Below are 14,427 nucleotides of genomic sequence, written 5' to 3'. Positions count from 1 at the left end.
AGGGAGCAATTATGCCAGTTATTCATACTCATGTTTCCGTAAGCACAACACCTGCCCAGCGCGACGCATTAAAAGCTGCTTACGGCAAGGCGATTAACGCAGTTCCAGGCAAAAGTGAGCATTGGCTTATGTGCCCGTTCGAAGATAATATGCCGATTTATTTTGCAGGAGACGATTCCAAACCTGCAGCTTACGTTGAAGTGAACGTTTTTGGCTCTAGCGTGCCTGGTTCGGCTTGGGAAAAGTTAACTGAGCAAATTATGGCGGCTTTGGAGAGCGAGCTTGGAGTGCCACAAGACCGCACTTACATTCGTTACACTGCAACCACCGACTGGGGTTGGAACGGCGGCAACTTCTAGGTAAAAACTGCAAAATATATTAAAGCCAATTACTTCTTAGTAGGAGCTGCCCCAACAGATTCACGCACGATGAGGGCAGTTCCTAGTTTTTTATGCGAAACAGGCAAAGCTTCTTCATTAAAACGTATTTGATCAATCAAACTTTCTGCAGCCAAACGTCCTTTCGAAGTAATTGGCTGATGAACCGTAGTTAATCTAGGCGTGCAAATTGTAGACAAAGGCAAATCATCATAACCAGTAATAGAAAGATCTTCAGGAACGCGTAATCCTTGCGCTTGAGCTGCTCCAAGCACGCCTAGCGCAATAATGTCACTAAACGACACAATCGCAGTAGGCCTACATTCAATATCAATGTCATTCCACATTTTGTTGAAAACATCAGCCCCACCCTGATATGTGCAAGGCGTTTCTATAACGGTAATCTCTTTATCTTCCGGCGATAAGTTGTGCTTTCTAAGCGCACGCACAACACTTGCCATGCGTCTACCAACTATTCCTTGCCATCCCGGATAATCAGTATGCGATTTCGTTTCAATTGCTGCAATACCAATATTCCTATGACCTAAATCAATAAGTCGATCTACTAAATCTTCAAAATCATGCTCGTCGTCGACTTCTACAGTTGGAACGTTAATAGGTTGAGCAGGATCAACAATCACTACAGGAACATGCTTATTCAAAATTTCAACAACTTCTGCACGCTCAGCTTCCAAGCCGCAAATTATAAAACCGCTTACTGCAGCTGTAGGAATAGCTTTTAACATTGAACCTCTTAATGGAGGGACAAGCATCAAAGTGTAGCCTTCCGACTGGCAAACCTGCCCAATGCCTTGAATCAAAAGTGAATAATAAGGATTTTGCAAAATCGTATCAATACCTTGCGGAAGCAACAAGCCCAAAGCATTCGAAGAATTTGTACGCAACGCTCTAGCTGTTGCACTTCGCACATATCCCATTTCTTCAGCAGTTTGCATAATATGCTCAACCGTCGCCTCAGACAGTTTTGACGGATCATTATATGCAAAAGATACTGCAGACTTGGAAACATTAGCTTTCTTTGCAACATCTTTAATAGTCACTCTACGAACATTCATAGCTTCCCCACTGCTTCACCTTCATACATTATGATGGATTTTTCTCCCATACGGTATTGATTACCTATTATACTTGGCACACCAAATAGCGCACGATCCATACGCACTGGCAAATCATCACAATTGATGTAAGCTCCAGATCCGCGATGCACTAAGCATAAGCACGCACGCCCTGAAGGCAAAGTACGCGTAACACACACAGTATGTTTACCTAAAGCAGCTACATGCTGCCTGCCATATTGGAGAGCAGCATTTTCTCTACGCAGACGCATTAATTTGCAAACTGTTTTACGAACAGATAAATTCCAAGCATTCTCATCCCAAATCATAGGAGCACGACAACCCGGATCATTTTCTCCTTCCATGCCATTTTCATCGCCGTAATACACCATAGGAGCTCCATCAGCAGCAAATAGCAGAACGTAAGCTAAATTCTCAGCGTCTTCAGCAGGTGTATCCCAAGCATATTCATGAGCCTTTGTGCGCGTAAGCAAGCGCTCAGTATCATGACTACCAAGCAAATTCAACATACAAGAGCGATGCTCTTCCGGAATATCGTTATACAAAGCATTCATGCCATCTGCAAAATCATAAGCATCCAAAGTTTCATCAGCGCAAAAACCTAGGACTAAATCACGAACAGTATAATTCATGGTTCCATCCATAAGTTCAGGAGTAAGCCATTGAGAAGGGTTACGCCATTCTTCAGCTACTAAGTATTTATCATCTCCAAAAGATTTCACTATATTATGGAAACCTTTCCAAAATGTTTTATTTACGAAATATGGAACATCTAAACGCCAACCATCAATACCACGATTCAACCAATATTTAGCAACGTTATAGTGATGTCTACGAACTTCTGGATTATATACATTCCATTTTGGCAAATAGTAGCAACCTGAACATGTTTTATAATTCGGTTCCGGATGAGACACTACAGGAAATCCCTCTACCGAAAACCAATTAACATATTGCGATTGTTCGCCATTACGCACAACATCTTGGAAAGCCCAGTGGCCTATTCCACAATGATTGAATACACCATCTAAAACTACACGAATCTGCAATTCATGAGCGCGCTTAATAAATTCATCAAAATCTGCGTCATTCCCAAGTCGAGAATCAATTTTGAAATAATCAGTAGCGTCATAGCGATGATTCGTATCTGCTTGGAAAATTGGAGTGAGGTATAAAGCATTGACACCCATATCCGCAAGATATGACAGATGCTCCCCAATCCCTTTCAAATCACCACCGAAAAAATTATCTCTAGTTGGAGATTTATCCCATGATTCTACAGGATTAGGGTTGATAGAAGCATTTGCATTTGCGAAACGCTCCGGAAAAATCTGATAAAATACACTTGATTTTACCCATTCAGGTTGCATGACTTGTTCCTAACAAATAGTAAATTTTACAAATTACGAAAGTTTTATCACTTCTTCAATCTTTAAGACCCGTAGAAGCTATTCCTCGTTCAAGAGCTTTTTGGAAGAAGAAGAAAATAATAATTGATGGCAAAGTTGACGTCAAAGTTCCAGCCATTAAATAGTTCCATGAAGTACCATAACGTCCAACAAAACCGCTTAATCCGATTTGAATAGTACGCATTTCTTCTGCATTTGTAACCAGCAGAGGCCACAAGAAATCATTCCATGCAAATAGGAATGAGAATACACCAAGAGTTGCAAGAGCAGGCTTAGAAAGCGGCAGAATAACTTTAATAAAAATACCAAGACTTGAACATCCATCAATTCGTGCAGCTTCATCCAACTCACGCGGGATAGTAGTAAAATGCTGTCGCAGCAAAATAATGCCGAATACATCAGCCAAACGTGGAACTGTTAAGGCTGCCATAGTATCAATCCAACGCAACTGAGCGATAATACCGTACATAGGTATAACTGTTACGAAGGCTGGAACCATGAAAGCAGAAAGTAGCAGCACGAATAATATTTTCTTTCCAGGAAACTCTAATCGCGCAAAAGCAAAAGCTGCCATAGCATCAAACGCAAGGTGACCAATTACAATAATTGCCGACATAATCAAGCTATTAATATAATAGTTTGCAAATGGAGCGCTTTGCCAAGCATGCAAATAATTTTCCCAATGCCATGATGTTGGAATTACTGATTGAACAGCATACGTTTCGGCTTTTGTTTGCAACGAGGTTGTAAACATCCACATAAATGGAATAAGTACCGAAGCTGCACCAATAATGAGCACAATATGTCGAGCAAGATGCAATGAACGCAATCTCGTAAAGACTTTACTTATTTTCTGCATTGCTTACCTTCCATTGCACAAGAGTTACGATAAGTACCAATACCAGCGACGCTATTGCGATTGCTGTGCCATAACCAAAATTGCCTAACCTAAATGCTTGACGATACATAAACATTCCTAGTACGTCAGTGCCCCCTCGAGGACCACCTTCAGTAAACACGTAAATTAAATCAAATGATTGGAAACTACTAATCAGCGCTTGCACAACCACGAAGAATGTCATTGGTCTTAACAGAGGAACTGTAATATAACGCAGCTGTTGCCAGCTCGTAGCACCATCAAGACTTGCAGCTTCATAAGTTGACTTAGAAAGAGATTGCAAAGCAGTCAAATATAGAATGATATTAAAACCGAGGTTCTTCCAAACCGTAAGAAATATAGTAGCAAATAATGCTAGCCACTTATCGTGGAGCCAGTCGGGTCCTGCAATACCTAGGGATGAGAGTACAGAATTTACAAGACCCGATGGATCCAACATATATTTCCACACAATTGCTACAGCCACCGAGGAGGTAACGACAGGAAGGAAATATATGGTGCGATACAATCCGCGAGCGCGAATTGGCGCATCTAGTAATACCGCAAAAATCAAGCCGGAAACAACCGATAACACAGCTACGCCAAACGCATATATAACAGTCACAGTTAGACTATTCCAAAATTCTGGATCTTGAGATAGTTTTACATAATTCTTCATTCCAATAAAATCTGGATTTGCAGAAAAACCGTTCCAGTTCGTTAAGCTCGTGTACGCTGCAGAAACAATTGGATAAAAAGTGAAGATGACGAGAATCACTAATCCCGGAAGCAACAATCCCCATGCTGTGAGAATTTGCTCCCATTTTCCTACAGTTTTACGACCATTTCGCATCAGCTTACTACTGCCACTTTTTACGTTGTCAATAGCATCTGTCTGCTTATTTTTTAGCTGTGTTATCGGGTTACGCATGATTACTTACCTTGCGCTATTACGTCGTTGACTGCTTTTTCTGCATTCTTTAATGCAGTATCAACATTTACTTCGCCAGAAAATGCTTTTTCCATTTCCTTTGCGAATGCCAACGAAATCTGTGGATATAGCTTAGTATTCGGGCGAGTATGAGCAGTTGCCATTTGTTCAATGTATGGCAGCAAGCGAGGCTCTTTCTTCTCAACCCAAGAACGATACTCTGCGTTGCTAGCTGCACTCTTTGTTGCAGGCAGGAAGCCGGTAGATTCACACCAATCAAGAACTTGTTTATCTTGCAAGAACCAAGTCACAAATTCAGCAGCGGCTTTTACTTTTGCATCATCATTATTAAATAGCATTGCTTGTTCTCCGCCAAGGTTGGTAGATGGCTTACCACCTTCAGGGGTTGGCAATGGCGCTGCAGCAAAATCAAACGGCGGATCAGCAGCCCAAATACCTACCATCCATGAACCTTCCTGTGCAGAACCACCTTGACCTTTTTCGAACTTGCCCCATCCAGCATATGGGCTCACTCCACTTTTAATAAGATCCATCCAGAAGTTTGCAGCTTTCTTACCTGCAGGAGTGTTAAATGCTGCAGCAGAGTTATCTTTCTTTAAGAATTCGCCACCAGCTTGCCAAAGATTGACTTGGAAGTTCCAGGTAAGAGCCTCACCGCTGTCTCCTGCTTCAGTTGGCAAATCGTAACCTGGAAGACCAGTCTTATCTTTAATCTGCTTGGCCATTTGCTTTAATTCATCCCAAGTTTTTGGCGGCTTATCTGGATCTAAACCAGCCTTCTTAAATACTGTGCGATTGTACATGTACGCAAGATTATTGACTGACATTGGAACTGATACTAAATGACCGTCAATTGAACCGAAATTCTTTAATGCTGGGTTAATATTATCAATTACTTCAGGCTTGAGAAGCTTTTTTAAGTCTGCAGATTTGCCAATTTGCGCCATTTGAGGCATCCAAATCAAATCACCTATGGCCATATCAGGCAAAGTATTTGACGTAGCAGATGCACGTAATTTTGTTAAGAAATCAGCATTAGGAACATTTGTAGTTTTAATCTCAATGTTCTTGTGCGAAGCATTAAATGCTTTTACTTTTTTATCAAAAGCATCCGCATTAGCACCATCCCAGTAGTGCCAAACAGAAACGGTTGTTTTACCTTGAGTATTACTTGTAGAGCTTGTGCCGCCACCGCATGCAGTAAGAGACAGCGCAGCAGCGAGCATCATAGAGATTGCTCCAAACTTTTTTAGTTTCAACATCGTTGTTCTTCCTTAGAAATATTTAGAGAAACTTAAAGGTTCTTGGACATACCGCCCAATGAATCATTTGATATATAGCAACGCCAGACTTATGCTGCAAACAGCGTCGTTTACTCCTTTCACTCATGAACAACCACTTTTGCTAATGCCTCAACATCGAGCATTAGACGCGTGCCTTTTGTATCTTGCTTTACTGGCTAAGCGAGAATTACTTTAGATTGCACATTATTTTGTTCGTTATTGAAATATACTAAATCGTTCCAATAAATAAGTCAAGTGCGCGTTTTAACAAAAATCGCCATATCTTGTTACGTAAAATACGCATCAAAATATGGCGATTATTATGACGTCTACGCGACGCTACAAAACTTTAGGATTGCTCACTAAAATTAGGTTCATCAACGTTCGACTTAGCGAAGTCAGCAGGCTCGTTAAACTCAGCATTGCTTGAAGAATAATCATCGTCGCTAGCAACGCTGCCTTCAAGATCTGGGCCAGAAGCTGCACGAGCCACTTCTTCCATGCCTTTGTTGTCACATAAAACCATGCGCACATAGCCAACAACAAATCCAACAACAGCTGGGCAAACCCAAGCCATGCCAAATTCCGAGAACGGCAACCAGTTTTGAGCAACAATCAACATATCGTTCATATGCAATGCGTTGCGCAAAGCTGTTGGCGAACTATTCAAAAAGTCAAATACAGCTGCAACGCCAGTAAAACCAAGTGTCCAAGCGTACACGACTTTGGAATTTCCAAAAAGTCGACCGCACAAAGCCAAAAGAATAAGCACGATTGACAGTGGATACAAGAACATTAATACTGGAACAGCGTATTCGATGATTGCGCTCAAACCAAAGTTTGCAAGGCCGAACGAAACAAGCGTAATCAACACAGCCCAAACACGGTAGCTAGGGCCCTTAGGGAATAACTTAGAGAAAGTTTCCGAGCAGCTTACGATTAAGCCAACCGCAGTCTTTAAGCATGCAAGAGTTACAGTTGCAGCAAGCACGAATAAGCCAACGTTACCAAGATGGTAGCGTGCAACTTGCGCCAAAGTTACGCCACCGTTTTCCGCAGGTGGGAACAGCGCGCGGCTACGCACGCCAACAACAACAATCGCAACATAAATCACTGCCATAAGCAAGCAGCTAAAGAATCCAGAACGAGCAGTATTCACTGCCACATCTTTAGGATCCTTTACACCAAATTGGCGAATAGTACTAACAACCACAATTCCAAATGCCAAGCTAGCTAAAGCATCCATTGTGTTGTAGCCATCTAAGAATCCTGTAAAGAATGACTTATTAACGTAATTTCCCATAGGAGCAGCATCCGCAGAAGCGCCACTTACAGGAGAAAATAGTGCTGTAAATACCAAAATCGCTAGGAACACAAGGAAGATTGGCGTAAGAACTTTACCAACCCACGTAAGTATGCCGCTTGGCTTCATAGCAAAGAAGAACGCAAGCGCAAAGAACACTACTGAGAACAAGAACAAGTAAAGCTGACCGTTTCCATCTTGCGGAACAACACGCTCTAAGCCAACAGTGTACGAAGTTGTTGCGCAGCGCGGAATTGCGAAGAACGGGCCGATTGTTAAATACAGCACACAAGTGAAGAACATGCCGTACTTTTTGCTAGCTTTGCTTGAAAGCTCAAAAAGGCCGTTTGCGCGGCTCATTGCGAGTGCTGTAACGCCAAGCAATGGCAAGCCAACGCCAGTAACAATAAATCCTAATGCTGCAGGCGCAGAATTAGTGCCTGCATTAGCTCCAAGAAACACAGGGAAAATCAGATTTCCTGCGCCAAAGAACATGCCAAACAACATGACCGCCACGTATGCGGATTCAATAATTGTCAGGTTCCTTTTTTTCGGGGCACTGTCTGTGCTGACACTTTGTGTTGTGACGCTCATGCTTACACCTCCTATATGGTGAAAAATTGTTTAAGCATATTATTCAGCCAAATCCCTGACTTTCTTGTGGATTTAAAGCGAAAATAATATTAGGGGGTATCTTAATAAATCACATGTACTTAATCGGCATAAATTTACAATCTCGCGCGTGTCTTCTTATCAAAAAATAAGTAGGACGCTGGCATATTACCAACGTCCTACTTAATCAAAAAATGCTATACGTTTTTGCTCTAAATCTTATATAAAATAAGCAAAATCACATCTTTTCTGGAGCAGAAACACCAAGCAAATCAAGGCCTTCTGCAATTACTGTGCGCACAGCCTCGTTAAGCTTTAAGCGAGCTGCAGCACGAGCTGGCTCTGGACACTTTGCAATGCGAGCCGCTTCGCGCTCAGCTTCTGGCAAACGATTTTCTGGGTCGCTCAACTCCATTGGCACCACGCGCTCAAGGTTGTACCACTTGTGGTAGCTGGCAGCCAAATCCTCAAGATAATGCGCAACGCGGTGAGGAGCGCGCAAATCGCCAGCTTGTGCCAAAGCTGCAGGCCATTGCGCCAAAGCAGCCAGCACTTCGCCATCTGCCTCGGTGTTAAGCAAGCTTAAATCAGCGCCATCTTGCGTAATTCCAGCATCCGCTGCGTTTCGAGCCACATTGCAGCTGCGCGCGTGAGCGTATTGCACGTAGTACACAGGATTATCATTGCTGTGAGAAGCGAGCAAATCCAAATCAATATCAACGCTTGTGTTGTAGTCTGTACGAGCAAGAGAGTAGCGCGAAGCGTCAACGCCAATTGCATCAACTAAATCGTCAATAGTAATAACGTTTCCAGCACGCTTACTCATGCGCACTGGCTTGCCGTCTTTCATAACGTTTACAAGCTGGCCAATAAGAATCTGCATGTTTTCGCCAGGATTATCTCCAAAAGCAGCGCACATTGCCATCATTCGACCAATATAGCCGTGATGATCCGCGCCGAGCATGTAGATTGCTACGTCTGCAGGATTCTGTTCGCGGTGGCGCTTGTTGCGATAGTACGCAATATCTGCAGCAAAGTAGGCGTAGTTGCCGTCGGATTTAATAATTACGCGATCCTTGTCGTCGCCATGCTTAGTGGATTCAAACCAAGTTGCTCCGTCTTTTTCAAAAATGTCTCCACGCTCACGCAAGTCTGCAATAGCGCGTTCGACTTCGCCATCCTCGTACAGGCTGTTTTCGTGGAACCACACGTCGAAACCAACGCGAAAATCGCGCATGGACTTGCGAATTTCGGCAAACATCATTGGCACTGCGCGCTTGCGGAACTCTTCGCGCTGCTCGGAATCTCCTTCGCCAAGCGGCAATCCTTCCTCGTCTTTTCCAAGATCGACTCTAGGCAAAGAAAGAATATCAACGCCATCCGCATTCGCTTCTTTTATAACAGCGTCCGCGATTTCGTTAATATACGCGCCTTTGTAGCCGTCTGCAGGCGTTTCTTCGCCATGAGCTGCCGCAACTAAAGACTTTGCAAAACGGTTAATTTGCTCGCCGTGATCGTTGAAGTAGTATTCGCGCACAACTTTTGCGCCGTTTGCTTCCAAAACTCGAGCCATTGAATCACCAACTGCAGCCCAGCGAGTTCCACCAATATGAATTGGACCAGTTGGGTTTGCTGAAACAAACTCAAGATTTAAGGTTTTGCCGCCCAAGTGAGCATTCTTACCAAAATCCGCACCCTGCTTTAAGACTTCGTCTACGACTGCCGCCGCAGAAGCAGAATCAAGCGTTATGTTAATAAAGCCAGGACCTGCCACTTCTATAGATGCAATACCTTCCGCTTCTTGCAAGCGCTCTGCAAAAAGTTCAGCTAAATCGTGAGGCTTCATACCAGCTTTTTTAGCAAGCTGCATAGCAACGTTCGTAGACCAATCGCCGTGTGCGCGATCTTTTGGCCTCATAACTGCAAGTTTTTCGGCAGCAGGAATCAAATCTTCTGTTAGACTGCCAGCTTTACCGTTTGCTACTAAATCTTTAGCAATTTTTTCAATTAATTCACTTAAGCTTTCTGGATTCATGGTTTACAGTCTAGCGTTACCGCGCGATGCTTAGCGATTAAATACACAAAAAGCGCTGGAGTCGAAGATTGACTTCCAGCGCTTTTGTTTTGCAATTAATTATTTTCGATTACTTGCAATTACTGGCAATTACTTCTTTTTTGCAGGAGCTTCGCCAAGTTCGCTTTGAGCAACAGAAACGTTTACGTTAGCTGCATCAGATTCCGCAGATTCAGATTCAGAAGAATCTCCAGCATCTGCTGCCTTAACAGCGTTAAGCTTTACTTCTCCGGTAACGCGTCCCGCTTCAGCAACGTCATCCAAAGTAGCCTCAACAGCCTTATAAGCGTTTTCTGCTACGTTCAAAGTCACTTGCAAAATAGGAGTCTTCATAGAAACTTTTGCTTCGGACTTAATCTTGCGCAAAGTAGCCAAAGCCTCACCTGCATAAGCCAAAGTGTCTGCAGAAACACCGTTTGCAGCAGCCTCGTAAGCCTTAGCGCATGGCCAGCTTGCACGATGCACAGAACCTTCGCCGTCATGCATCCAGCTCCACACTTCTTCCGTAGCGTAAGGCAAGTAAGGAGCAAGCAGGCGAGCCAATGCGTCGAGCGCAAGGCCAAGAGTTGTGCGAGCAGACTTTACAGCAGCTTCGCTTGGAGTACGTCCAGTGGATTCTGCAGTACCGTAAGCACGATTCTTTGCAAGCTCAATATAGTCGTCGCAGAACTCCCAGAAGAAGGTTTCAATTGCTTCCAAAGCCTTAGAATGCTCGTAAGATTCAAGCGCATCAGTTGCAGTACGAATAACGGATGCAAGCTTTGCCATAACAGAGCAATCCAAAACTTCCGTAACGTCTGCAAAATTCCAGTCCGCTGTAGCAGACTCAAGAACCTGATGTTCCCCATCTTCGCGGCCAATTGCGAGCGCAAACTTCGTAGCGTTCAAAAGCTTAATCGCAAGGCGTCGGCCAATTTTCATCTGACCTTCGTCGTAAGTTGCATCCAAGCCGAGTTTTGCAGAAGTTGCCCAGTAGCGTACAGCATCCGCACCAAACTCTTCGATTGGCTTATTTGGCACGACCACGTTGCCTTTAGATTTAGACATCTTCTTGTGGTCTGGGTCAAGAATCCAGCCAGAAAGCGCAGCATGCTTCCAAGGTAAGCAGCCGTTTTCAAGATGCGCGCGGTCAACTGTGCTAAACAGCCATGTACGAATAATATCCTGACCTTGTGGGCGCAAATCCATTGGGAAAGTAGCCTTAAACAAAGCTTGATTTTCCTCACCCGGCTCTTCCCAGCGAGTCACGATTTGTGGAGTTAAGGAAGATGTTGCCCAAGTGTCCATAATGTCTTGCTCAGCAGTAAAGCCGTTTGGCTGATCTCGCTGAGATTCGTCGAATCCTTCTGGAACGTCAATAGTTGGGTCGATTGGCAAACGATCTTCGCTAGGAGTCAAAGGATGCTCGTAATCCACTTCCCCATTTTCGTTTACTGGATACCAAAGTGGGAATGGTACGCCGAAGAAGCGCTGGCGAGAAATAAGCCAGTCACCGTTCAAGCCGTGAACCCAATTCTCGTAGCGCACGCGCATAAAGTCTGGGTGGAAGTTAAGTTCCTTGCCACGTTCAATAAGCTCAGCGTTCAGCTTTTCGTCCGTGCCGCCGTTCTTTAAATACCACTGGCGAGAAGTGACGATTTCCAAAGGCTTATCGCCCTTTTCGTAGAAGTTCGTCATACGCTTTGTTGGCTTTGGATCGCCTTCCATATCTCCAGCAGCTTGCAAAGCTTCAACAACTTCCTTGCGAGCAGAGAACGTGGTTTTACCAGCAATTTTCTCAAACATTTCACGGCCAGACTCATCCGTAATCCAATCAGGAGTGGTCATCACAATGCGGCCGTTACGCTGAATAATTGGTCGAGTTGGCAAACTCAAGTCGCGCCACCACTCAACGTCTGTTACGTCACCGAAAGTGCAGCACATTGCAATGCCGGCACCCTTGTCCATTTGAGCAGCAGAATGAGCCAAAATCGGAACCTTCACCTTAAACAGTGGCGAATAAACTTCCTGACCAAAGTACTTCTTGTAACGCTCATCTTCTGGATTTGCAATCAAAGATGTGCAAGCAGCAAGTAATTCTGGGCGCGTGGTTTCAATATAAATTGGCGTACCATCTTCGAAACGGAACGCAATCTTATGGTAGAAACCAGGATATTCGCGCGATTCAAGCTCAGCCTGAGCAACAGCAGTCTGGAATGTAACATCCCACAAGCCTGGAGCATCTTTCTGATATGCTTCTCCGCGAGCAAGATTGCGCAAGAATGCTTTTTGTGCAACTCGGCGAGGCTGCTCGCCAATCGTGTGGTAAGTTTGCGACCAGTCCACAGAAAGACCGAGCCTACGCCACAAAGCTTCAAACAGCTTCTCATCTTGAGAAGTTAAGCGTTCGCAAAGCTCAATAAAGTTCTGTCGGCTTACAGGAACCTGATCTTTTGCCTCAATCTTCTTACCTTCAGTGCCTTCAAAAGGCGGCTTAAAATCAGGATCATATTTAAGCGAAGTGTCTACGCGCACGCCGTAATAGTTTTGAACGCGGCGCTCTGTTGGTAAGCCGTTATCATCCCAACCCATTGGGTAGAACACGTCAAAGCCTTGCATTCTCTTATAACGCGCAATCACATCCGTATGCGTGTAAGAGAATACGTGACCTACGTGCAAGTGGCCACTAACTGTTGGAGGTGGAGTATCAATAGAATATACGGCCTTGCGGTCGCGGGAATTGTGGAAAGCGTAAGTCTTGGCTTCTTCCCAATTATTACGCCACTTGTCTTCAAGACCATCAACACCAACCTTGTTAGGCAATGGTGTTAAATGTGCGTTTTTTACTGCGTTATTATCCTGTTCACTCATGAACTGAATATTAGAAACTCAGTTCGACAACGCAAATCTTACGCTTTCTACTTCACGCTTACATCGTGCAATGGAAGCAGCTGATCAGTCATATTCTTTGTGTAACCACTTATATTAGATTTCACAGCCATTATGCTTTTACGAGCATAAAGCCAGTGTGCTGCAGCATTATTGCTTACTTCACGCGCATAAGCACGAACGTTTGCTTCATATTCTGAAGCATTTCTTGAGTGGACTGCATTCGCCCAAGCCTGCTGAGCTCTAGAATCCTGCAAAACAAACGGCGAGCCACTTTCTGCAAAAGCACCTTCATCTAAAGTATTACTCAAAGTTGTAAGAGCAATATCATATTTGCCTTCGCTTATACGCTGTTGCAAAGTTTTTTGATCAACCTCTTCAAGATTGACCTTAAAACCACTTACAGAGCTAATTTGCTTAGACAGTTCGCGGCCAACATCGCCTTCACCTTGCGGAACAAGGAAGCTAATAGTTCCTAAATAACTTGAGCTGAAGTAATGGAAAAGTGGGCCAGCTTTTGCAGGATTATAAGGATACAATCCAGTTAAATCTTCATATCCTGTTGAAAGAGGGTCAATAGGTCCACCTACAGGAACACCACCATTACCATCGGCAGACATCACTGTTTGCACATTCATAGCGTATCTAGCAGCTTTACGCGCTTGCTCATCGCAGAAAATAGATGCAACAGTCGAGTTAAATGCAAGGAATCGAACGCGAGTGCTTTGGCCTTCAACCATTTTTGTATCCGCAATAGCAGCAAGACGCTTGTTTTCATTGCCTTCAAGCGGAACAGCCATCTGAATATTGCCTTTTTCCATAGCATCTGCCAAAGCGGTATCACTATCAAAATATTGCAAAGTAATACTTGCGCAAGATGCAGGCGTACCCCAATATCTATTATTGCGCACAAGCACCAAAGAATGTCCTTTATTGTAACTGCTAACAGTAAAAGGACCAGTTCCTAAAGCACCATTCGCATAATCAATAGCAACAGCTTTAGTGTCATACACTATTCCAGCTCTACCCGAAAGTCGACGTAAAAGTAAAGCGTTAGGCTTTGTGAGCGTAAAAACTACAGTATGATTATCTGGGTTAGCAACTGTTTTAATAGTGTTTAAAGCTTCATAACCTGGATAATTATTAGTAATTCCTTGCTGCAATGATTGCAACACAGAATCAGAATTCATAACGTCACCGTTGGAAAATCGCACACCTTGGCGCAAATTAAAACGATACGTTAATCCATCTTGAGAAACATCCCAAGATTGTGCCAAGCCAGGCTGCAAACTGTTATCGTCACCACGTTTTACGAGAGTTTCATACACGTTGCCAATTAACGCCTGCTGCAAAGAATCGCTGCTATCTTTACGAATATCAAGAGAATCCGGAGCCGTTCTTAAACCGACTTTTAACACCGAATTACCAGCAGGATGCGTAAAAGAATCAATAGGCGAACGCCCTTGGTATATCTGCCATCCAAGCCACAAAACACCAATCATTACTACAGAAACAACCATGAATACAACCCATGGAACCCAACCTGCACTAGAACGACCATGAGATGATCTGTAA

Annotated in this window: 10 protein-coding genes; 1 reads left to right on the top strand and 9 read right to left on the bottom strand. The window is 43.8% G+C overall.

The genetic code is table 11. From position 1 onward, the window contains the following. Positions 1-11: 11 nt before the first annotated feature. Positions 12-359, top strand: coding sequence for a phenylpyruvate tautomerase MIF-related protein (locus tag ACJV7B_RS03870; RefSeq protein WP_419389004.1), 348 nt, complete (start codon positions 12-14; stop codon positions 357-359). Positions 360-388: 29 nt separating this feature from the next. On the opposite strand, the gene ACJV7B_RS03865 is transcribed toward ACJV7B_RS03870, so the two are convergent. From ACJV7B_RS03865 to ACJV7B_RS03825, 9 genes are all read right to left on the bottom strand, one after another. Beyond that, on the bottom strand, positions 389-1,453 hold the full coding sequence (locus ACJV7B_RS03865) for a LacI family DNA-binding transcriptional regulator (protein WP_004134179.1): 1,065 nt from the start codon (positions 1,451-1,453) through the stop codon (positions 389-391). Continuing rightward, positions 1,450-2,844: a glycoside hydrolase family 13 protein gene (locus ACJV7B_RS03860; protein WP_419389003.1), complete on the bottom strand. Its 1,395-nt coding sequence runs from the start codon at positions 2,842-2,844 to the stop codon at positions 1,450-1,452. The genes ACJV7B_RS03865 and ACJV7B_RS03860 overlap by 4 nt, the downstream gene beginning before the upstream one ends. A 55-nt stretch (positions 2,845-2,899) precedes the next feature. Beyond that, positions 2,900-3,742 (bottom strand): carbohydrate ABC transporter permease, encoded by an 843-nt coding sequence (locus ACJV7B_RS03855; protein ID WP_004135807.1) that lies wholly within the window; start codon positions 3,740-3,742, stop codon positions 2,900-2,902. Next, positions 3,726-4,691 (bottom strand): carbohydrate ABC transporter permease, encoded by a 966-nt coding sequence (locus tag ACJV7B_RS03850; RefSeq protein WP_004135808.1) that lies wholly within the window; start codon positions 4,689-4,691, stop codon positions 3,726-3,728. The genes ACJV7B_RS03855 and ACJV7B_RS03850 overlap by 17 nt, the downstream gene beginning before the upstream one ends. Positions 4,692-4,693: 2 nt before the next feature. Further along, on the bottom strand, positions 4,694-5,974 hold the full coding sequence (locus ACJV7B_RS03845) for an ABC transporter substrate-binding protein (RefSeq protein ID WP_419389002.1): 1,281 nt from the start codon (positions 5,972-5,974) through the stop codon (positions 4,694-4,696). 370 nt (positions 5,975-6,344) lie between these two features. Continuing rightward, entirely contained in the window at positions 6,345-7,892 is a 1,548-nt protein-coding gene (gene brnQ, locus ACJV7B_RS03840; protein ID WP_308582093.1) for a branched-chain amino acid transport system II carrier protein, read from the bottom strand. A gap of 256 nt (positions 7,893-8,148) precedes the next feature. Next, complete coding sequence (gene argS / locus ACJV7B_RS03835; protein WP_419389001.1) at positions 8,149-9,945, bottom strand: arginine--tRNA ligase; 1,797 nt, start codon at positions 9,943-9,945, stop codon at positions 8,149-8,151. Positions 9,946-10,074: 129 nt separating this feature from the next. Beyond that, a complete protein-coding gene (gene valS / locus ACJV7B_RS03830) occupies positions 10,075-12,834 on the bottom strand; it encodes a valine--tRNA ligase (protein WP_419389000.1) in 2,760 nt (919 codons plus the stop codon). Between the two features lie 47 nt (positions 12,835-12,881). After that, positions 12,882-14,372, bottom strand: coding sequence for an ABC transporter substrate-binding protein (locus tag ACJV7B_RS03825; RefSeq protein WP_419389023.1), 1,491 nt, complete (start codon positions 14,370-14,372; stop codon positions 12,882-12,884). Positions 14,373-14,427: the final 55 nt, after the last annotated feature.

Source organism: Gardnerella bretellae, from assembly GCF_048545135.1.
GTDB classification, from domain to species: domain Bacteria; phylum Actinomycetota; class Actinomycetes; order Actinomycetales; family Bifidobacteriaceae; genus Bifidobacterium; species Bifidobacterium greenwoodii.
Note: the sequence above shows the minus strand (reverse complement) of the source record. Positions and strands in the feature narration are given on the sequence as shown.